Below are 22303 nucleotides of genomic sequence, written 5' to 3'. Positions count from 1 at the left end.
TTCATAACCACCGTTCGAAGTTATCGATTGACTCTAGTTCATTCTACTATAAACTCTTTTGCAAACATCCCCCCTTCTCGCGAGAAGCATGAGATGTTTAATGGATTGACGTTATAGTATTAGTATTGCGCGTATTGAATAACAACTAGCCAGGAATGATTATGTCAAAAACACTAGTATCTATTTTAATGGGATCAAAATCAGATTGGTCCATTATGGAAGAAGCCAGTCTCATGCTTGAAAAATTTGATGTTCCTCACGAAGTGCGAGTACTTTCAGCACATCGTACTCCTGATGCTTTATTTACTTACATTCAATCCGCTGAACAAAATGGGATCGAAGTGATTATTGCCGCTGCTGGTGGAGCTGCGCATTTACCAGGGGTTATTGCAGCCAAAACCCTATTACCAGTCTTGGGCGTTCCCATGCCTTCATCAACATTTACCAATGGTCTGGATGCTCTTTTATCTATTGTCCAAATGCCTGCTGGAATTCCTGTTGGCACGCTTGCTGTCGGAAAAGCTGGTGCCATTAATTCTGCTGTGTTGGCTACCACAATCCTCGGTAACAAATACCCTCAATACCGAACTCTCATACAACAATATCGCGCCAACCAGGCAAAAAAAATACTGGAAGATTCTGAAATTAGATAATAACTGGTTAAGCAGTTGCCATTACCTGAGGTCAACCCAGGAAATCAATTCATTTCCTGGGTTGAATTACTCTCTTTGATACAAGGTATTTGTTTAGCAGTATCTTAATCTTGTTTTTAATAATACTCTTTATATCAGCAATAACCTCTTCCGAATTTTCTATCCACGGGTAATGACCGGCATTTTTAATGGTTCTGAGCAAAATGTTAGGACGTTGGAATACTTACGTCTCACTGAACCATCCATCAATATTAATCCAATCTGTAAACTCTCCAATTTTTCGGTAGCCAATGCATACATTCCGCCTATTGAATGTGCGACTAAGATGACCTTATCTAATGCAGTTATTGCTTCGACAAGTGCAGCTGACCATTTGGAGAAAAACTCTCCTGTCATTGACTGTTAAATTTGAACCTTCACCAGGCAGAAAAACCCACTAATAAGGTTTATCACCCTGACGCTTGCGCAATTGTAAACGCGATTTTAAAGACGGCCAAAGATAGATTTTTCATATTAAAAATAGTCTCCCTTTCGTTGCTTGAACCGATTAAATAAAAATAAATAGATTAGGGGGTTAGCAAAAAGAAGCAGGAAATAATATGCTCTGTTTATTAATGCCAGTCCAGGGAAGACGTGATGATCGATTTAAGTAAACTTGAAGAACGATTATGCGCTATCGAAATGCGCCTGAGCCTTATTGAGAATCATTTAAGTAACACCACAGAATCTCCTTGGGTCGAGGCAACATCTATAACACCAATACTACTGCCTATACAGCCCAAAGAATCGCTGCCGGCAGCTAAACCAGGAAATTGGCTTGGCCTTATTGCCGTAGTGTGTTTCGTATTGGCAGCAGGGTTTATTTTGAAACTCTCCCTTGAATCGGGTTGGTTAACTGCAGAAAAACAGATTGGCCTTGCCGCCTTATTTGGTTTTGCTTTGATTGGTGCAGGTTATCAACTCTTGGAATCCGATCGTAAATATGCCAGTTTGCTACCCGCTGCAGGTATTATTATTCTTTATTGCACTGTTTTTGCTGCCTACGGACTTTATTCACTAGCCTCCTTTCAAACAGCTCTGGCAATGACAATTCTTATTTCATCAATCTGTATTTGGCTTTACATAAAGGTTAAGCATGATATTTATGCAATTATCGCAGCCATTGGTGCTTATACAACACCAGGTATTCTAGGCCTGCATGTAACAACTGTTTTTTCTCTTTACTATTTCATCGTCTGCTCACTAACCTTTGCAACCATTTCAATCTGGGTACAATCACGCCTTCTAACGATGATTGCAGCCTATTTATCCATTCTTGTTACCGCACTAGTTGGATTCCATCTCAATAACGATCTATTGATTGCGTTTATACTTGCTCTGCATTTCATTATTTTCTCAGTAGGAACTTATTTTTACACTCGTCTAACTAGTCAGCAACTCTCAGAAAAAGAAGCCTGGAGTTTCTTTCCCGTGCTGATTATATTCTACGCCATGGAATATTATTTTATTGATCGAATTGAACCCGGGCTTGCACCTTGGATCTCATTAGGTTTTGCCGGTCTGCTTATAGGGTTGTACCTTTATGCCAAAAAATGGGTTTCCAGCCTTAACAGCGAGTCAGTCATTGTTGCTTTTACTACGCTCGTTTGTTTTCACTCAATCTATCTTGAACTCTTACCTCTAGAACTGCGTCCTTGGCTCTTTGTAGTAATAATACTTGGCAGCGCCTTGCTCCCTGTGAGCTATTTAACAACGAAAAAACCACATTATTCTCTGATACCTACCATTGCAGTGCTGATTATTTTAGCCATGGAGTACCTTAGAATGCTTGCTCATTTGATGGCTGATTTTAATCTTGCCTGGTTCATTGTTGCTACAGCATCCTTTTGTAGCATTTGGGTATTGCTGATAAAACACCACGCCAGTATTACTCGCAAAGAAGAATATGGCTATCTGTTGTTAGGCTTGGCCCATTTGCTCGCGATCTCAGGGCTTTATCAATTAACCACTGATTATAATTCACTTGCGGTGTCCGCTTCCTGGCTTTTCTATGCTATTTGTGTGATGAGTATCGCTTATTTTCGGAAAGATAAAATCATGGCTAAATCAGCTCTCTTTGTTTTAGGGTTTGCCGCCGGAAAAGCGCTTATTTACGATGCCTCGGCAACACCAACAATTATTCGTATTTTATGCCTTATGCTTACAGGAGTAGTTCTATATGGCTCTGGACTGGTTATTAGAAAAATTGCCGAGTGGCAAAACTGATAAGATGCTATCGTCACAGCAAACGAGCTCCGGCAAAATTGACGGTACCCTAACACCTTGTTATAACTTACTGGGGATACTCATAATCTTTATCCGGTTATGTTGCGCTAAGAATCAAATACATAATTGGGATCGATAGTCGATGGCTAAATACGATACTCAAGACGCATCAGCTAAGATCGAAAAAGCGGCTTTATCAAAAACACAGGATAGATTCCCTGGGTTTATCAATACGGTCCTGCAGCGCTATTTTAAAATACGGGTGCAGCAATCCTGGAAAGGCACTCACATTCTAAAAGGCAAAATACCCACAGCGAACGCCTTGCGCCTTGCCAGTAATGATTATTTAAGTATTAGTCATCATCCCCAACTCATTAATGCTCAAATCCAAGCTATGCAACAACATGGTAATGGTTCCATGCAATCACCCGTTTTTTTAAGCGATGACAGCTTGCTTACTGCTTCCGAGCAACAATTTGCGACCTTAACTAATTATCCCGCCGCCCTGCTCTCTCAATCAGGTTGGTGCGCTAATATGGGTTTGATTCAAGCACTGGCCTCTCGTAATCTCCCGGTTTATCTCGATTTTTATACCCATATGTCCTTTTGGGAGGGCGCCAAGGCAGCAAACGCAAGGCCAATCCCTTTTAAGCATAATTCAGTACAATCACTGCGTAAACGCCTGGAACGTTATGGATCAGGAATCATTGCTGTAGACTCTATTTATAGCACCTTAGGTACGCTCAGTCCCTTAGGTGACTATGTAAAACTCGCTAAAGAATTTGATTGCTTATTAGTTGTTGATGAGTCTCACTCTTTAGGGGTAAATGGTCTCAATGGCAGTGGCCTGGTTGCAGAACTGGGTCTTTCTAACCAGGTTGATGTAATTACTGCAAGTCTTGCCAAAGCAATATCAGGACGTGGAGGTGTTATCGTTGCAAATCGGAATTTGATCGAACTAGTCCGCTACACTGCCTTACCCACTATTTTTAGTTCCGCACTGGCCCCACACGATTTGGCAGGTTTTAACGCCTCACTTGCCATTATCGCTAAAGAAGAGTGGCGGAGAACGAAGCTGCATGATAACGCAGCATTTTTACGTAACGCCTTGCTACAACATGGATTTGATTTAGGTGGCAGTAATTCACAAATTATTCCACTGATTACTGGCAGCGAAGCAAATACCATTTGGCTGCGTAATAAACTTGAAGAAGCGGATATTCACGGAGCAGTCTTTTGTGCTCCAGCAACCCCAAAAAATAAGGCATTAATTCGCTTATCAGTCAGCACTAATCATCCACCAGAACAGCTAGCTAAAGTGGTCGATTGCTTACTGCAACTAAATAGAGAAGAGCGAGACTTACCACTTTTTACAGGCTTCCAGGATTTAATTTAAAATTTCTATACGGATAGTAACTCTTCAGCATCAAGTTCTTCTAAATGAGCGTGATAAGATAAAATTTTCTCCTGTCGTACATCAAACAATACCGGACCTTGTACATAAGCATAAAAATAAACTTCATTTGAAACAAAGCGCTGGGCTGGCACCAAACAAGTCGACCAATCATCCCATTGAGGTGCTTGAGTATTTGCTTGCCAAAAACAAGGGATCTTTTCACCTGCTGCCAGTTGATCCAAGACTTCCTCACTGGCCCCATTATCCAATGCTAAATCATAGTGTAACCGCATGTCTGATTCATTTTTAACAATGAGAAAGCTTATATTCGCATCATCATCAAGCAACAAAAAACTGCCTGAATTATCAGCTAGATAATATTCAATAGCGCCTTTTTCCTGACGAAGCTGGCGAAAAAATTCGGCAAATTTTTTATCATGTAAACAACTGGGTGAAGTAACTGATAGCATCCTCACGACTATATCCGACATGGCTTGAAAATAGTGCAACTGTAAATCATAAATACTTTTAGTGATTAACTCTGCAACATTTGGATCACTTTTTTGAATATAACGATCGATTAAACCTTCATTGAAGGCCTCTATCGCAAGCTTCTCATCAGCCTGTCCCGTTAAAAGAATTTTCTTAATATTAGTATTCTCAATACGGCGACAGAATTCCACTCCGTCCATTTCGGGCATCGCATAATCAACGACTACTACTGAAATTTCCGAGAAACGACGAGAATTGTATATTTCGGCATGAATAGCTGCTAAATCCAAATTCACGGTATGATTTGTCAGAGGGCAATTTTTAGCCTCTGTATATTCACTCAAACAACGCTGACTTAACAAATCCAGTTCACACCTTTTTTTGTAAATACAGTCCAGAGCGTCAAAGGGAGAATCAAACACTCGATAGGCTAGGCCTTCATCCAACTGCAACACAAAATTCAGTAAAAAATCGCGACTATCATCAATAAATAATGCGGTGCTTGGAAAATAGCAGGTGGGGATCGAGAACGGTGGCATAGCTCCTCCTGAGCAAACGCTCTTAGTACACTGTAAGTCTTAAATCATCCTGTTTTTCAGTGCCGGCAAAACCCTTAACCATTCTGGTGGAACAAGAATGAGAATTACAACTTGCATATAAGCTAACACAATTGTCTTGTTTTCCCAAAACAAAAATTAGATATTAAATTATCCATTATGGTCAATCTTAGCCACACCATCCCCTTATGGCAGTGTAGGGAAAGTTAAAGCAAATTGTGTATATTTCCCTTCTTGTGCCTCACAGCGAATATCACCACCAAAACGATTCATAACCAACTTGCAAAAAGATAACCCTATTCCTGTACCCATAAAAGTCGTTGTATAAAAATGGTTAAACAAACGAGCCAGTTGTTGTGAAGACATCCCCTTGGCAGAGTCCTTAAAAAAAAGGGTGTTCACTTTATCGCCAGTCTCAGTCCATATAAAAATATCTCCTTTTTGCGTAGTTGCAATGGCATACAGGGCATTTTTGAGGAGATTAAAAAGTACATGTTGCATCAATAACTTTGAACCGGTAAAAACAAAGTCCCCCCGCCAAGTTATTAGTGAACGCTCATGATTTGATTTAAAAGGATATCTTGCCATCGCTTCGGTTAGGCAATCAGCCATTGAGCAAGGCTCTAATGTACAATTCTGTAATGAGTTTTCTCGGCCGGCTTTAACCAGCAACATATCTATAATTGTATTGGCATAATCAATCTCGTTAATTATACGCTCACCCACATCCTCTAATTGTTGTAATCTCATTTCCCGGATCGTAGAAGTCAACAACTCTTGTTCTTTGGCAACATGATACGCTTGAAATAATTGAGGCATATAATAGGTCAGGGCTTTTGCACCACTTTTAATGCCTAACAAAGGCGTTCGTAATTCATGAGCTATCATACCAGCAGCCGCCGCCATACCAGCCAATCGCTGCTGTTGTAACATAGCGGTTTTATAATTTACGGTTGAACCAGCAATAATTACAAAGAATAATACCAAGGTCATTTCAATATGTTCTTCACCAAAATAGAGCTCCGGCGACATAAAATAATAACAAACCAAGGCAAGCCCCCATCCCAAAACCAACAGCACTGAAAGACTGAATAAATCCACTAGCAAGACCAGCAAAAATACGCTGCATAATAAAGACATCGCCGAGATGGCATTCGCATGATTCATTAAAAATGAATAAGCAAAGAAAAAGGATAGCGTATAAAGAATTGTCAAAAACCAATACCAAGGCATATAAGGTTTGCTTGCTGCAGGCCAATAGGGAGTTAACATTAAACCCAAGCCTAGTAAACTGCCTACTAGACGTAATCCCAAGGTTTCATAGGGCTGTGGAAACCATACTGTCCAAATCCAGTAAAACAATGGGAACCCAAAAAAAGCAATTGCTCCGACGGCGATCAACTGGTGTGCAGCATTAAATAAACTGCGCTGCATCGATTGATCAAGATAGTTCACTATTTTTTTCAAATTTTTCATCACTGCATGCATTGCTCTTCAAATAAATTCAGAATTGAACACGAGTGGACCAATGTCAAGATACCAGGAGCTGTTTACCTATCGCTAACTTGAGTGATTATGGCTCGAAAATCAAGCCATCACCATCAAATGTAAATAACACCTACATTAATCTTTTGGGAAGAATGATATTATGCTTTCTTCATTATTCTTAATTTGTAACTCAGTATGGCTATTGAAACTTTACGTATTGCGACAAGAAAGAGTCCCTTGGCCTTATGGCAGGCCAATCATATTGCTGGTCTACTTAAGCAGTATTGGCCGCTACTTGAGATAGAGCTCGTCCCAATGGTAACGTCGGGTGATAAATTTTTGAAAGACAAATTACTGGTTACCGGCGGTAAGGGCCTCTTTGTGAAAGAGCTTGAAGAAGCACTCTTAGCTGGGGAAGCTGATATTGCCGTCCACTCGATGAAGGATGTGCCGGCAACATTCCCTGAAGGGCTCGCTCTTGCAACCATTTGTAAACGGCATAACCCTCTAGATGCTTTTATTGCAAAACGACATAAGAGACTACAAGAATTACCCGCAGGCAGCGTCATTGGTACATCCAGTCTACGTCGCCAGTCACAGCTCTTAGCGCTCCGTTCTGATTTGGAAATAAAGGTATTACGAGGCAATATCAATACCCGTTTAAATAAATTGGAAGAGGGAGAATATGACGCCATCATCCTGGCAGTAGCAGGTCTTGAGCGCATGGAGATGCAAACGATAATTACCGAGATTTTAAGTGATGAGCTTATGTTGCCAGCCTGTGGGCAAGGCGCTCTGGGAATAGAATGCCGTGCTGAAGATAGCGACATAAAAAAGCTTTTGACGCCGCTTAATGATCCACTTTCAGCACTTTGCGTACACAGCGAACGCCACGTCAATGCCTTACTAGGTGGTAATTGCCACGTACCTTTGGCTGTTTTTTGTACTGTGCAACCTAATCAACAACTGCTTTTACGTGCCAAAGTCTTCACTCTAGATGGCCAAACAGTCATTCAAGACAGTCAATCAGGCCCACAATCAAAAGCAACAGCGATAGCTGATGCCTGTGCAAAAACCTTATTGGCGAAGGGAGCAGATAAACTTCTTTCTCTCTCATCATGACTTATTCTCTGCATAATTTACATGTTCTCAATACGCGGCCTCTTGGGCAAGCAAAAGAATTGAGTCGCGCTATTATTGATGCGGGAGGGATAGCCATTGAATGCCCCGCTTTAAAAATTGAAGCAAATAACCAGCAGTGGCTATCCTCTTTGCCCAATTTAGCGGCAACTGAGTATGCCATCTTCATTAGTGCTAATGCTGTCGAACATTGCTTCACCACTCTGGAACAACAAAAAATTGCCTGGCCTGCTACAGTGAAGTTAATCGCTGTCGGACAAGGAACTGCTTCTGCTTTAAAGAAATATGGTTTTCCTATTCATCTAATCCCTTCTCATGCAGACAGCGAACATCTATTGGCACTTGCTGAACTACAAACGGTCAGTAAAAAAAAGATTCTGTTATTCAAAGGAGAAGGAGGCAGGCCATTAATTGCCGAAACCCTAAAGAGCCGCGGGGCAGATGTCTATAGTTTTGATGTTTATAAACGAGTAAAACCCGAGATTAATCAGCAACATTTATATTCATTGTGGCACAATGACGTTGTCGATATTATACTGTTTACAAGCCAGCAAGCGATGCATAATATTTTTGCTTTGTTTGGTGAGGGCGCCCATGCTTGGCTTTGCAGCAAACCTTGCCTGGTTATCAGTGAACGCTTGGCAAAATCAGCATCATTATTAGGAATAAAAACTATTCTGATAAGCAGCCCGGAAACAATCTTAAAAACATTGCACCAATACAATCAAGGATTAATTCATGGCCAACAGCAATGAAGCGCAGAACAAAGCCTCAAAAACAGCGCCTAAAACAACCACCACCAATCATGATATAAACCACCCCATTCAGCCGCCAAGTAATAAAATCGAAGAGAAACCGGCTAAAACAACCACTTCCTTTGTCCCAGTTTTGAGTTTGATCATGGCAAGCATTGCTCTCGTTAGTGGTTTATATGCTGCTTATACCAGCCAACAACTACATCAAACGGCCAGTCAACAAACTCAAATGCTGAATAGTGAAATCAATGAGTTAAAACGAAGTCAATTAGAGGCAAAAACTCATTTTGCTGAAGCAGCACAAACAAGTAGTCAAACACAAGAAAAAATAGAAACACAGGTGCAAGAATTAAGCAAAAATTTGCATATTGCCATGCAGCAACGCCTTTACCAAAAACAGGATTGGGTTTTATTGAAGGCGCGTTATTATTTAGAGCTTGCACAGATTAATGGTCACTGGAGCGATGACCAACAGGCTACTATTGCACTACTGCAACAGGCAGATACCCTGTTAGCAACTGTATCCAATCACCAACTATTTACCGTCCGGCAAGCGATTGCACGAGAAATTACCCAGTTACAAGCTCTTCCCAAAATTGATACAGCAGGCCTCTTAAGTCAACTCGACGCCGCACAGAGCATCATTTCCGATTTGCCAATCAAACAAGCATTTAATCAAGTTGCTACGGTGCCTACAAAAAATATCGACACCCCGTCCCCCACTACCTGGCGAGACAGAGTTCATGACAGTATGAGTTTACTTGAAAAGCTGGTGGTTGTTCGTCATCACGATGAAGAGATTAATTCTTTGCTCTCACCTGTACATCAGGCAGTATTACGCGAAAGTATTCGCCTCAATTTACAAGAAGCGCAATGGGCGATATTGCAAAACAATCCCCAAGTATATCAATTGGCGTTAACTCAAGCCATAAAAGATGTGAAACGTACCTTTGATGAAAGTGCTGAGAGTACACAAGCCTTAATCAAAAAATTGCAAGACTTATCCCAAGAAAACCTTGCCCCAGCTAAACCCGTCATTAAAGAATCGCTGCCTTTGCTAAATCAGCTGATTGAATCCAATTCTCAAACCACCAAGGCTGCTGTATCGGAAGGAGAAACCATACAATGATTCGCGTGTTAATGATTTTCCTGCTCTTACTCGCGTCCGTATACCTCGGTATTCAGCTTAGTCGCGATCCTGGCTACCTGCTTATTGCCATTAATCATTGGACAGTTGAAACGACCCTTTTAGTTGCCATTTTCGCTTTGATTGTTAGCTTTGTTTTATTTCATACCATCCTGTTGGTAATGGCTAAACTGGGTAAAGGTCCTGCAGCTTTCCGTCATTGGCAAACAAAACGTCGTGTACAAAAAGCACAGGCTAAAACAAGACAAGGATTAATCGAGTTCAGCGAGGGCTATTGGGCGCAAGCCAAAAATCACTTAATCAAAGCCTTACCGGATACTGACTCCCCATTGCTTAATTATCTCACCGCAGCTCGTGCCGCACAGGAGATGGGAGATAATCAATTGCGCGATGATTATCTTCGGGAAGCCCAACAATCGATGCCTGAGGCTAAAATAGCAGTCGAATTGACCCAAGCTCAATTACAGCTTGCGAACAAACAATGGGAACAAGCCTTGGCGACACTACGCCATTTACAAGATATGGCGCCACACCACCCCTATGTGCTTAAATTGTTAATGCATCTCTATCAAGAAGTTAAGGACTGGCCGCAATTAATTGCACTTTTACCTGAATTAAAGAAAAATCAGGTTATTACAGGCCAAGCCTTTGAAATCCTAAGAAAACAAACTTATTTGCAGTCTATCTCTGAACTTGCCAAGTATTCGCAAGTTGAAGCTCTGACAAAAATGATAGCATCACTGCCCAAAGCACTAGCCAATGACCCTTTATTAATGGCCGAATATTGCAAGTTTTTATTAATGCAGAATGACCAGATGCAAGCAGAGTCAATTTTACGCCGCAGTTTGCGGAAAGAATATCATGAAGGACTTATTTCTCTTTATGGGCAGGTGAAAGGGGATGATCAACAATTAGCTTTTGCTGAATCTTTACTCAAAAAAGCACCCCATTCTGCAGCGCTCTATCTTTGTCTTGGGCGTCTAAGTCTCAACAATCATTTATGGGGAAAAGCAAAGAATTATTTTGAAAAAAGTCTCGAACTTAGTCCAACAGCGGAAGCTTACGCTGAATTGGGTAAACTATTGGAAAAATTGAATGACCAGAGTGGCGCTTGCTCATCGTATCGACAAGGATTAGCACTGGCAATCAACAGAAAAGCGGATGGGGAGTTAACAGCAAGAACCAGTTAATTGGGTGAATGGCTTTTATAAGCTATTTTTGAAATTTTTTGACAAAATAAAAACTAACTGTAAACTTTTATGCAGAAAAGTTTTTTCTTACTCTATTTTCAGAAAAATACCGTATCACTTTTAAGAAATAAGAGGTTTCTTCTCGACCCAATTAAAAATTTTTCAACTAAACTAACGTATTATTAAAAATTGATGTGAATTTAAATGCCTATTGCCCATCTGCTACTGGCCCTTTTAGTTGCTATAATTTGGGGCGTTAATTTTCTTTTCGTGAAATTAGCTCTTGACGAAATTTCACCACTTTTTCTTTGCGCACTGCGATTCCTATTAGCCAGTGTTCCAGCCATTTTCTTGATAAAACCACCTGCCATACCTTTCAGACTAGTTGCTTTATACGGCTTAATTATGTTTGCTTTACAATTTGCCTTACTTTTTATAGGGATGAATGCGGGTATGACACCTGGTATGGCTTCGTTAATTATTCAAGTACAAGTATTTTTTAGCATGTTCTTTGCAGCAGTTTTATTGGGTGAGCAACCCAGTCTGTGGCAAGTTGGAGGCGCTTTAGTTTCGTTTATCGGTATCGGTTTAGTTGCAATGCATGTCGATAAAAATATCTCCCTCTTAGGCTTTATGTTTATTCTTGCTGCAGCTGCAACTTGGGGATTAGGCAATCTCATTACCAAAAAAATCAAAGATATTAATATGATGGCTCTTGTTATTTGGGGAAGTTTTGTTGCCTTTGTCCCTATGCTAATCCTCGCTCTCGTTGTTGAAGGACAGGACAAACTTGTTTATAGCTATCAACATTTAACCGGGTTGGGCCTTAGCTCATTGTTCTACATTGTCTATATCTCAACCTGGGTCGGTTATGGTGTATGGAACTGGTTATTAAGTCGTTATGCTATTGGCGCTATTGTCCCATTCACTTTGTTAGTGCCAGTCGTAGGCATATTAAGTTCTGTCTTAATTTTAGGGGAACCCTTCCAACTCTGGAAACTAACTGCAGGATTAGTAGTGATTACCGGGCTTTGCATCAACGTCCTAAGCACTCGTTTTAGGATGGTGAAAGTACCGCAAGAGCTCGCTAGAAATTAACGATTTTGACTCACTGCCTACTCCTGCTTTTTGGCATCGTCGATTGGAATCTCGTAGATAGCACACTATCAAAAAATTTAGCAACCTTTGGTGTAGGCAGCTAAAACGTTGCCATATCTTTTTAAACTATTTTCAGCAGGCGAGTTATAAACACGCTTACTTTGAGCTATTCTGGCATCAGCAAGAAATTTAGCGAAATATATCCCTGTAGGTAAAGGCTCAATAATAGGGATGTTAATCCCTTCGCGCTCTAAACGTTCATTAATCGCATCACGATAAGCAATAAGCCGTCCAGAGCCCAAAATCAGTACATCGGCTTGCTTGCTAGTGACCGCATCATAACACTGCTCTACTAACGCACTCATGGTAGCCTCTGAGCGATAATCAGCAGTCGGATCGAGCTGTATACCTTGTACACAGGCTAGCCTATCATACAGCCCATAGACTCTGGCTAAATTTTCTTGGATAGGTGTTAACTCCTCTGTAGTGTTTATGATGGCAAATTTATTGCCCATCATTGCAGCAACATGCATGGTTGTTTGAGGAAGACTAACGACAGGAATAGAAACCGCTTCGCGTAGGGCGCGCAAGGCAATATCAGCCATAAGATCGATAACAATTGCATCGGCTTTCTCTTTTTCTGCTGCAAGAACCTCAGCAATCAACCCAGGAGCGATCAGCGCCATATCAAATTCATGGCGTATAGCATCGACCTCAATGTCGACATAGCGAATACTCAATTGCAATTCACTACTCTGATAAGGCTTCAACACCTCCTCGCTTAATACTTGCGTATTATAACCGGGTAGAATCACATGTACCTGCGTCATTATTCTCTCCCTGTGATTAAGATAATAGCGTTATCATTTTCCTAACATTCGCGTAAACGTTTGCTATATTACGTGCCTCTAATTTTTCAAAAACCAATTGAGGTAATACACGTTGAATTAAAAAATCGTACAGGCAATATTTAAAACCAAGTTGCCATTCTTCTTCAGCAATCCTGGTCTTAGTTGCTTCAGCTAATTGCAAGCGATGTTGGTCAAGATAATGTAGCAATAATTTAGCATCAAAATCGGTAGGTAAAACATAAGATAAAAACTCTACGGCATCTCTCTGTGGTAAATGAATCGTTGCAATTTCCCAATCATAGACATAAATTTGTCTCTCATTTTCACTAAAGGCTACATTTTTAGGAACGCAGTCATTTTGTACCAAGGTTTTTTTCATAGTATCAATTTGCGCGCGCCAAATCGGAATATCTTGTATTAGCCGAGAGTGAAAAGCATAATCCTCAACCTGTAAAAAGGGTAATTGAGCTAGTTTTACAGCATCGGCCAAAGCTAACCAATAAGGCATAAGCTGCTGCATCTTTACCGCATCAAGCCTATTTCCAAAACCAGGGATTTTCATCAATTCTGCTTCTTTTTGATACCAAACTGCATGCATCTTGGCGAGTGCTGCACAGAGGTTTTCAATAGCCCGCTGATTCCACTTGGCAACATTAAAGGGATCTAACGATAACCATTCCTCGTCAAGATACTGCAAAACAAGCACGCAGGCATCACCACTTCCACTGACATAGCTTCCGTAAGAGAACGGTAAGTACTGTTGAAAAGCGGGATAAGCCTGTTGCATCGCATAGATAGCTGCCTCTTTACGATTAACATAGGCAAATTCCAATTGGGACAAATAATCATAGACCGGATGAGTAGTACGAATCCCACATTGGAAAAAAGCAGTGCTTATTGCTTTTAAATAATCTTCTTCGCTGATCTTCGATTTTACGATAACAACAATTTGCTGCTGCTTACCCTGGCTTTCGAATAAGAGATTATAGCGTTGTACGCCAATGGGATGAGATCCACTTTTAGGATGTTTTAGTGCAAGCGCCATTTTTTCACTGGCAGAAGGTGCATATTCTGCTTCATGAATCATTAAAGTCGGATCATTGAGCTGTTTCCGCAAACAAAATTGAAAAAACTGTTTGGTGAAAACAAGACCTACTTCCGTTGTCTTAACATAAGTACTGTCCATAACAATGCTTTCCTTAAATGGCCATAAAACCATTAACGCAACATTGGAGTACAGGCATCTTCACAAAAACGCAAGCTACGTTCAACCTGAATAGTTGCATGGTGAATGTTGTGTTTTTCTTTCAGCATGTTCACTAATTTTTGCCGTGCTTCATCACTTAATGGTAATTCAGGCATAAAAAGATGCACAGACAAGGCATTTTCTTGTGTGCTTATTGCCCAGATATGTAGATCATGTACCTCAACGACGCCGGCCTCCGCCTGCAAGGATTCGCGAACACTCGACCAAGAGATCCCTCGCGGAACCCCATCAATAATCAGACGAAAACTATCGCTGAAAAGGGACCATGTACCCTTGATAATAAATAGAGCAATCAACAGGCCTACAATCGGATCTATCCATAACCAATTGGTCCAATAAAGAAGGGCTGCTGACACCACTACGCCCACAGAAATTAAAGCATCGTAGAATAAATGCAAGAAAGCCGCACGAATGTTTAAATCATCAGCCCCACGTAAAAATAGTAACGCCGTTGCTCCGTTAACGACGATACCTATGCCAGCCACAATCATTACTGAGAGTGCCTGTATTTCAGTGGGTGAAAACAACTTATACATCGCTTCCGTAGCAATGATTCCACAGGTAAAAACTAATAGTACGCCATTGGCCAGTGCGGCTAATATTGATGTTTTCTTCATACCATATGTTGTATAGGCCGTCGGCATACGCTTCAATAATCCGTGGGCTATCCAAGCTAAAATTAAACTTAGCACATCACCAAGATTGTGAATGGCATCAGCCAATAAGCTAGTCGAATTAGCGATATAAGAAAAAATAATCTGGAAAATAACAAATAATCCATTGGCAATAATAGCAATCAAAAAAGCGCGATTAAAATGGGGAACACCATGATGATGGCCATGCGAGTGCTCATGCGAATGCCCCTCTTCCTCATCGTCATGCTGATGAAAAATCATAGCTGCTCCTTTAATTTTCTGCCGGTTCTGCTGAGGAATTATCGTCTTGATTACTATAATAACTTATTCCAATTTTAATGCGCTCACGGCTATTTTGCTTACGCCAGGCATTTGTATCTCGTAACGAGTATACGCAGCCACAATATTCTTGTTTATAAAAATTTTCGCGCTTGGCTATTTCATACATTCTTTCCGAGCCGCCATTTTTTCGCCAATTATAAGTCCAGTATTCGAGATGAGGATAACGGCTAGCAGCGCGAGTTCCTGAGCCATTAATTTGCTCCATATCCTTCCAACGAGAAATACCAAGCGAACTGCTGATCACCGGAAACCCATGTTCATGAGCATAAAGTGCAGTCCGTTCGAAACGCATATCAAAACAAGCGGTACAGCGTTTCCCACGCTCAGGCTCCCATTCCAGCCCCTTAATCCTTGCAAACCAATTGTCCTTATCATAATCCGCATCAATAAAAGGAATATTATGTTTCTTTGCAAACTGAATATTCTCTTCTTTTCTAATTTCATATTCCTGCACAGGATGAATATTGGGATTATAGAAAAAAATAGAAAAATTAATTTTTGAAAATAACAAAGCTTCCATCACTTCACCCGAACAGGGCGCACAGCAGGAGTGCAATAATAATTTGTCAGCACCATTAGGAAGAACTAATTGTTCACGATTGATCATGATTACTACTCGATAAATTAATAAAATGCTCGCGATAATAGACAAGCTCAGCAATTGAATCCTTAATGTCATCAAGCGCCAAATGCTTTGATTCTTTCACAACACCACTTAATAATTGCGGCCGCCAACGCTTAACCAACTCTTTTAATGTACTCACATCAAGATTGCGGTAATGAAAAAAAGCCGCCAGCGCAGGCATGTATTTATATAAAAACCGTCTATCTTGGCAAATGCTGTTGCCGCACATAGGGGACTTACCTTTATCCAAGTATTGTTTAAGGAAAGCGATTGTTTGTGCTTCTGCCTCAGCTTCTGTCGTTGTAGTCTCCTGTACCCGTTTAACCAATCCTGATTGGTTATGTTGTTTAGTATTCCATTCGTCCATCCCTGCAATTAAGGAAGGAGCCTGATGAACAGCGAGAACAGGGCCTTCAGCCAGAATAGTAAGATTTGCATCAGTGACAATAGTAGCTATTTCAATGATGCGATCCTTCTCTGGGTCAAGGCCAGTCATTTCCAAGTCTATCCAAATCAGATTATTATTGTTTTTCATGTGGTTTCCAAGAATTCAAAATTAAATCGGCGCAGGCAACTCGCCGTTGATGTAACGCCTCTTTAATGGCCTCGCCCTGATATCCCTTCTCAATTAAATTTTGAGCAGAAATTTTACTACACTCTTGTAATAAGTAACGCCAGTTTTTCCCTTGCTTATAATCAATTTTTCGGCCACAACCCTGAGCATCAGCTTGACAGACAAGCAATAATTTTTCAAAAAGTTGTGGGCGGCGAAAAGCATCCGTCTGCTCAAAAACTTTAACGATTGTTTTCGCGTTCAACTCAAAAAGACGATGAATCGTTAAATGAAAGCGCGATACCATGACCGCAAATTTACGGTAATCCGCAGGAATTCGCAAACGTTCGCATAAGGCTTCAATAATTGGAATCCCCCGCTCCTCATGTCGATGGTGTTTTGGCCATTCGGCCATTGGAGTAATGGCTTTCCCTAAATCGTGCATAACAGCTGCAAAACGCACCATCGGCTCACTCGATAGTTCAACCGCAGCACTTAATACCATCAAGGTATGTACACCGCTATCGACCTCAGGATGGTAATCCCTCCTGTTAGGTACACCAAAAAGAGCATCTATCTCGGGTAATACTATTTTTAATGCAGCACATGCCCTTAAGGTTGTAATAAATATTTCTGGATTTTTTTCCGTCAAACTACGTGACCACTCTTGCCAAACACGCTCGGCAACCAAATGACCCAGTTCACCACGCTTTACCATTGCATACATCAGAACACGCGTATCATTCGCCACTTTAAAGCCTAAATGATAGTAACGAGCCGCAAAACGAGCTACTCTCAAAACCCTAACTGGATCTTCAGCGAAAGCGGGTGAAACATGTCTTAAAAGCTTTTCTTGTAAATCAGCTTGGCCATGATAAGGATCAATTAGTTGGCCGCTTTTATCTTGTGCCATAGCATTAATTGTCAAATCTCGTCGCTGCAAATCCTCTTCCAAAGTAACAGTCTGTGAAAAATTACACTCGAAACCATAATAGCCAGGAGCCGATTTTCGTTCTGTTCGAGCCAAAGCATATTCTTCACGGGTTGTAGGATGGAGAAAAACTGGAAAATCTTTTCCTACTTGCTGATAACCTTGTTGCTTCAACTGTTCTGGAGTCGCTCCAACAATAACCCAATCACGCTCTTTAACGGGATATCCCAATAATTGGTCACGAACAGCCCCTCCCACTAAATAAACTTTCATTAATATCTGTTTGCCTTCATACTGTACAAGTTTAAGATCCTGACAATTATAGACTATGTTTAAAGCATGAGTAAAAGACGAATTAACAAACAACAAGCTGCGCGCATTGAAAAAATGCAAGCCGAGTATCGTCAAAACACTGATATGCCAGGCAAAGAAGGTTTAGTCCTGTCCCGTTTTGGCCGCCATGCTGAAATCGAAGATAGTCAGGGAAATCGTATTCATTGCTCTATTCGTCCTAATTTAGACTCTTTAGTTGCCGGTGATCGTGTCATCTGGCAAGTCGAAGGCCATGCTCAAGGTGTGGTTGTAAGTCGTTATCCACGTCAATCCACACTGGGTCGCCCGGACAAGCGAGGACTATTCAAACCCGTTGCTGCTAACATCAGTCAAGTCATTGTTGTTACCGCAGCAAAACCCGAGCTCACATGGCCTTTATTGGATAGTTACCTGGTTATGGCTGAACATTTAGCCTTAGAAGTTTGTATTGTTTTAAACAAAACAGATCTCCCCTGCGAAACGATTCAGCAAGAACTATTAACGTGCTATAAACCACTTGGCTATCCCCTCTTATTTACTAGTCAATTTGATACTCAGGGTTATGAGTTATTGAAGAAAACTCTTCAACATCATACCAGTGTCTTTGTTGGACAGTCGGGTGTAGGTAAATCTTCGCTTATTGCCGGGCTTTTACCACACGAAAATAACATTCAAACGGCGGAAATTTCAGCTAGTTCAGAATTGGGTTGTCACACAACAAGCAATTCACGTCTCTATCATTTACCTAGCGGCGGCGCCTTAATTGACTCTCCGGGTGTACGTGAGTTTGGCCTTTGGCATATGCCCATTAGTGAGATTACTCAGGGTTATCGCGAGTTCCAGCCTCTTATTGCCCAATGCAAATTCCGCAATTGTAATCACAAAGATACACCCGGCTGTGCAATCAAAGCTGCACTTGATGCAGGAAAAATAACACAAAAACGCTATGACAGCTTTGTTAAAATTACTGTTCAATTTGCCAAATAACTTAGGCTGGCAATGGGCTAATCGATCAGGTGCTGTTTCTATTTCTCCAGCTGGGAGAGTAAGCCTTGATAGAAATGTTAGGCCCTTAAGCTAAAGCCAGCTCCATAGCCACATGCTCATCTTCTATCGTTACTCCTTTCTCTGGAGAGGGTTGAGCAGTTATAGTCGTACTTAATTTCTGCAAATACTCCAACATACTATCGGATTGCAATTTACTGACAGCTAACTTTTCAATTTTTTTCTGTAAAGTGCCCATCAGGCTTTTTATACTACCTATAAACATTTCTTCTTTAAGTTTTTCAGTTAGCTCCTGGTAGAACAATTTAAAAGCCCCTGGATTAGCACCAAATAATCCAATTCTCCTTTTACAGCCTTCTCGCGCTCCACAGCTAGCCAGACGGTGTATCAAAAACTCCCGATTTGCTTTTAAAAATTGTTCAGAACTAACGGGGGCAGATTCCTTTCTTAACTCTTCCAACATCTTTGCCCTATCTTCAACGGGTACACTACCTAATAGCTTATTGAATTCAATGTTAATACGAGCCCATTTTAACTGAGGATTTTTGGGCTGTAAGGAAGTTTGCACGATTTGCTCAAGGAAATTCTCAATTAACATCCTTGACTTAAATTGTCTTTTTGATAATAACGACCAGAGTACCGTAAACAACTGCTCTGGCTCAAAGCAGGTGTTATTCTCTTTGGCAAAGATTGATTGATTCTCTATGCTCTTCCACCATTCCAATGTGTCATTATATCGCGTCCATGAGGTAAGAAAATCATTTGCCGCAGCCGCTTTCTTGACAATATTCTCCATGACCGAGGCATACGTAAAACGACTCTGTTTTACATCTCCCTTTTCAACGAAAGAAGAAAGGGTATTAAATAAATCGATGCAATTAGAATCAGGGACATTGTTAGATTTATCCCAGATACGTAGAGAAGTACTTGTAAAAGGTAAATAGCTAAAGCCATGCGTCATTAATGACACAAAAATAATTAACGCTCTTCGATTCGCTTCTTGCTCATCTATCTCATCATACTCCCGATAAACTTTTTTTGCTGAAACACGGCGTAAAGAATCGATTTCAATCCTATCGTCTTTTTCTATCTCTTTGCGAAACTCAGCTTGCGGATTATAATCTAAAACCAATTGCAGGAAATATTGTCCATAAACTGCAATACAGCCCCGATCATCATCATCGAATTTATGCTGAATTTTTTGCAGAATGGTTGCAACGGAAAGCCGTTTTGTACGAAAGGAAATTCGTTGCTTAAATAATCTATCTAACTCGGTCTGTTCTAATCCTGCGATAAACTCAAGAAATTTTGCATACGCTTTATCAGCTGTATCGAGTTGAGTTGCACTAATATCATAACCAAGCAATAATCCCACTGGATTTAAAGTACCATTAACTAACTCTCTGACTGCCTCGACAGTTTTAACGCTGATACCGGGCTCTGGTTCTGTCTCCACCACGCGAATAAAATAATCTGGGTAGCGAGGGGCTGCAAAACCTAAGCGCGCTAATTCCTTTTGGGTTAATGGGCATGGAGGATGCTCACTACACTGATAAAAAGTTCCGTTCGCTTTATGATGCTCAATAAGATGCTGAGCAAGAATTAACTTCGTTCCATTATCAGAAAGAATAAGATGAGATAAGGGATAAATTGTAAATAGCTCTTGAGTAACCAGATCCTTATCCATCTGCAGCGTTGGGATTAGCAACCGATAGTAGTTAGGGTGAATGTACCCTGCGCTTGCTAAATGGCGGGCTAAATATATCCAACTGCGATTGGGTCTATCTTGCCTACGGGTATAATCATTTGGTGTATCGATGATACTTTTCCAGCGCAAAGCATAAATTTGTTTTATCTGCTCAATTATCTCAGATTTAATCTCATCTTCACCACGAAGTCGCTGAACTAGCTGATCTATCTCCGGTTTCAGTGGATCAGTGTCATTTAGCTCTAACGCTTGAACTAATTCACATAATTGAGCCACCTCAAAGTAGTTTCCAATTTTCAAAGACTGATAAAGCGGTTGCAGTTTCTCATGCTTGCCGACCAGTGTGGGGTCAAATTGACAAAGCGACTTCGCCACGGCAGCCAGCTTATCATGTAAATCCTCGGTGTTCTCCATGCAATCAAGCAGAATTTCAATTAAGTAACTCCGCTTTTTATCCCCCAAATCTATTGGTATTCCATAAAAATGATTAATATCCTCTAAGGAACAAGCACTAAGGGCTATCGAAAAATTTTTTAGACATTTTTGAAATTCTGTAAAATCTTTCGGCTCCCTACCAGCAGCGTCATAATAACTTTCAATAATATCAAGGAGACTGGGTAGTAGATGAGTAGGGCAATCGCCACGGCGTTGCCAATTAGGGGCTATCAGACGGAGTACGTAATTCCAAAAGCTGGTATAATGTTCGTTTTTAAGTTGAAAAGCTAAATCTTCGCCTCTCTTAGAACGAATTCGATACAATTCATTGAGAGTCAACGCTCGGGGTCTAAACTGTTTGGCCATGTCGTAGGTAGCCAATTGCCCTTTGCCGTGTTGCAAATGCTCTAAGAGCCCCAAAACTCTATGCCAAACACCATCATCACTAAGAAAAATTGCACGAGTATCAGGAGCTTGCTCTAGGCGCGACAGTTTATCGGGATCTACTTGATTTTTAAGCGTTGGAATTAATAATAACAAATAAGGTATCTTCAATTCAGCCGCTAAATCTTTAGCAAGCGAGATCCAGGCTGTGTTCACCCCTCCAGGGTAAAACGTATAATCATCTTCCTTATCAGCTATATTTTTCCAACGTCTGGCAAAACAACCCCTAATCCAGGCAAGATCATCCTCACTTAAAAGGCTATCTGGCTCCAGGGGAAACAGTGGATCACTGGTGCCTTCTTCGGCTTTAGGGTCAATCCGTCCAGAATATTTTTCTTGGAAATCTTTAAGAAGAGCCTTATCATCCTCACTTAGTTTATCTTTAATACTTTCTAGAGCATTAATAAATTCCTGAACGCGGCCGACTAACATGCTACTCTACTTCCCCGTAAAATGGTAATTAATACTACAACATTTATATCTAGCTAACTCTCAGTTCATAAAATGCTGAAACATTATCTCGAGCGCAGATAGATTAACATGAACTCTACTGAGAAATCATTATTTATTGTCGATGAAATGTACAAATTAAATAACTAACTACTAAAAAAAATTTAATTTGGATGGCTATGTCAAAATTAACACAGAATTTTGTAATCTGGCAAAAAAAAAGCGGCTATTAAGCCGCTTAGTAAAAAAGCCCTGGCGATGACCTACTTTCGCATGGAGAAACTCCACACTATCATCGGCGCGGGTTTGTTTCACTTCTGAGTTCGAGATGGAGTCAGGTGGTTCCAAACCGCTATGGTCGCCAGGAAAACTGGTTTGCCTGTTCTGGTTAAAGCAGGGTTAACTGCGATAGCCAGCAGGCCGGTAAAGAATGTGAGGTAACACAAACGTATTCGTCTTTCATTATTGCCTATAACCTCAAAGCAATTCAGGTTATATGGTCAAGACAATCAGCCAATTAGTACGAGTTAGCTTCACGCATTACTGCGCTTCCACACCTCGCCT

At 40.8% G+C, this 22303-nt stretch carries 18 protein-coding genes and 1 rRNA gene; 9 read left to right on the top strand and 10 right to left on the bottom strand.

Annotated features, from left to right (window positions below):
* Positions 1-161 precede the first annotated feature (161 nt).
* From purE to cqsA, 3 genes are all read left to right on the top strand, one after another.
* Positions 162-653 carry a 5-(carboxyamino)imidazole ribonucleotide mutase gene (purE, locus tag ACN4Z1_RS13140; protein ID WP_115220393.1) on the top strand — a complete coding sequence of 164 codons (492 nt, stop codon included), beginning with the start codon at positions 162-164 and terminating at the stop codon, positions 651-653.
* A gap of 636 nt (positions 654-1289) precedes the next feature.
* Positions 1290-2918, top strand: coding sequence for a DUF2339 domain-containing protein (locus tag ACN4Z1_RS13135; protein ID WP_228362808.1), 1629 nt, complete (start codon positions 1290-1292; stop codon positions 2916-2918).
* Between the two features lie 142 nt (positions 2919-3060).
* Positions 3061-4314 carry an alpha-hydroxyketone-type quorum-sensing autoinducer synthase gene (cqsA, locus tag ACN4Z1_RS13130; RefSeq protein WP_419388232.1) on the top strand — a complete coding sequence of 418 codons (1254 nt, stop codon included), beginning with the start codon at positions 3061-3063 and terminating at the stop codon, positions 4312-4314.
* Between the two features lie 5 nt (positions 4315-4319).
* On the opposite strand, the gene ACN4Z1_RS13125 is transcribed toward cqsA, so the two are convergent.
* Both ACN4Z1_RS13125 and ACN4Z1_RS13120 read right to left on the bottom strand, forming a co-directional pair.
* The gene (locus tag ACN4Z1_RS13125) at positions 4320-5345 is read right to left on the bottom strand and encodes a response regulator (RefSeq protein ID WP_115220390.1); all 1026 of its coding nucleotides are present in this window, start codon (positions 5343-5345) and stop codon (positions 4320-4322) included.
* Positions 5346-5549: 204 nt separating this feature from the next.
* Positions 5550-6839 carry a sensor histidine kinase gene (locus tag ACN4Z1_RS13120; protein ID WP_419388231.1) on the bottom strand — a complete coding sequence of 430 codons (1290 nt, stop codon included), beginning with the start codon at positions 6837-6839 and terminating at the stop codon, positions 5550-5552.
* A gap of 207 nt (positions 6840-7046) precedes the next feature.
* Here ACN4Z1_RS13120 and hemC point away from each other — a divergent pair, with 207 nt between their 5' ends.
* From hemC to ACN4Z1_RS13095, 5 genes are all read left to right on the top strand, one after another.
* Entirely contained in the window at positions 7047-7973 is a 927-nt protein-coding gene (gene hemC, locus ACN4Z1_RS13115) for a hydroxymethylbilane synthase (protein WP_419388230.1), read from the top strand.
* On the top strand, positions 7970-8746 hold the full coding sequence (locus ACN4Z1_RS13110) for a uroporphyrinogen-III synthase (RefSeq protein ID WP_419388229.1): 777 nt from the start codon (positions 7970-7972) through the stop codon (positions 8744-8746). Before hemC ends, ACN4Z1_RS13110 begins: the two co-directional genes overlap by 4 nt.
* Entirely contained in the window at positions 8730-9875 is a 1146-nt protein-coding gene (locus ACN4Z1_RS13105; RefSeq protein ID WP_419388228.1) for a uroporphyrinogen-III C-methyltransferase, read from the top strand. The genes ACN4Z1_RS13110 and ACN4Z1_RS13105 overlap by 17 nt, the downstream gene beginning before the upstream one ends.
* Positions 9872-11083: a heme biosynthesis HemY N-terminal domain-containing protein gene (locus ACN4Z1_RS13100; protein ID WP_228362814.1), complete on the top strand. Its 1212-nt coding sequence runs from the start codon at positions 9872-9874 to the stop codon at positions 11081-11083. Before ACN4Z1_RS13105 ends, ACN4Z1_RS13100 begins: the two co-directional genes overlap by 4 nt.
* Before the next feature lie 204 nt (positions 11084-11287).
* Positions 11288-12181 carry an EamA family transporter gene (locus ACN4Z1_RS13095; protein ID WP_228362815.1) on the top strand — a complete coding sequence of 298 codons (894 nt, stop codon included), beginning with the start codon at positions 11288-11290 and terminating at the stop codon, positions 12179-12181.
* Between the two features lie 77 nt (positions 12182-12258).
* Here ACN4Z1_RS13095 and ACN4Z1_RS13090 read toward each other — a convergent pair whose 3' ends face one another.
* Genes ACN4Z1_RS13090 through ACN4Z1_RS13065 form a run of 6 tightly spaced genes read right to left on the bottom strand, consistent with a single transcriptional unit; the run spans position 12259 to position 17658 of the window.
* Positions 12259-13011 carry an aspartate/glutamate racemase family protein gene (locus tag ACN4Z1_RS13090; protein WP_228362816.1) on the bottom strand — a complete coding sequence of 251 codons (753 nt, stop codon included), beginning with the start codon at positions 13009-13011 and terminating at the stop codon, positions 12259-12261.
* Between the two features lie 16 nt (positions 13012-13027).
* Positions 13028-14218, bottom strand: coding sequence for a phosphotransferase (locus ACN4Z1_RS13085; RefSeq protein ID WP_228362817.1), 1191 nt, complete (start codon positions 14216-14218; stop codon positions 13028-13030).
* 32 nt (positions 14219-14250) lie between these two features.
* Positions 14251-15195, bottom strand: a complete 945-nt coding sequence (locus tag ACN4Z1_RS13080; protein WP_228362818.1) for a cation diffusion facilitator family transporter — start codon at positions 15193-15195, stop codon at positions 14251-14253.
* A 10-nt stretch (positions 15196-15205) separates the two neighbouring features.
* Positions 15206-15883: an epoxyqueuosine reductase QueH gene (locus ACN4Z1_RS13075; protein ID WP_115220381.1), complete on the bottom strand. Its 678-nt coding sequence runs from the start codon at positions 15881-15883 to the stop codon at positions 15206-15208.
* Entirely contained in the window at positions 15870-16436 is a 567-nt protein-coding gene (orn, locus tag ACN4Z1_RS13070) for an oligoribonuclease (RefSeq protein WP_115220380.1), read from the bottom strand. Before orn ends, ACN4Z1_RS13075 begins: the two co-directional genes overlap by 14 nt.
* Positions 16423-17658 (bottom strand): multifunctional CCA addition/repair protein, encoded by a 1236-nt coding sequence (locus tag ACN4Z1_RS13065; protein WP_228362819.1) that lies wholly within the window; start codon positions 17656-17658, stop codon positions 16423-16425. The genes orn and ACN4Z1_RS13065 overlap by 14 nt, the downstream gene beginning before the upstream one ends.
* A 66-nt stretch (positions 17659-17724) precedes the next feature.
* Here ACN4Z1_RS13065 and rsgA point away from each other — a divergent pair, with 66 nt between their 5' ends.
* The gene (rsgA, locus tag ACN4Z1_RS13060) at positions 17725-18684 is read left to right on the top strand and encodes a small ribosomal subunit biogenesis GTPase RsgA (RefSeq protein ID WP_228362820.1); all 960 of its coding nucleotides are present in this window, start codon (positions 17725-17727) and stop codon (positions 18682-18684) included.
* An 85-nt stretch (positions 18685-18769) separates the two neighbouring features.
* Here the strand turns inward: rsgA and ACN4Z1_RS13055 are convergent, their stop codons facing one another.
* Both ACN4Z1_RS13055 and rrf read right to left on the bottom strand, forming a co-directional pair.
* Complete coding sequence (locus tag ACN4Z1_RS13055) at positions 18770-21721, bottom strand: hypothetical protein (protein WP_419388227.1); 2952 nt, start codon at positions 21719-21721, stop codon at positions 18770-18772.
* 268 nt (positions 21722-21989) lie between these two features.
* Positions 21990-22105 (bottom strand): 5S ribosomal RNA (gene rrf, locus ACN4Z1_RS13050).
* Positions 22106-22303 lie beyond the last annotated feature (198 nt).

Origin of the sequence: Legionella sp. ST3F1, from assembly GCF_048553315.1 — a bacterium.
Lineage (GTDB): Bacteria > Pseudomonadota > Gammaproteobacteria > Legionellales > Legionellaceae > Tatlockia > Tatlockia donaldsonii.
The sequence above is the reverse complement of the archived record's forward strand: the minus strand, read 5'-3'. Positions and strand labels throughout refer to the sequence as shown.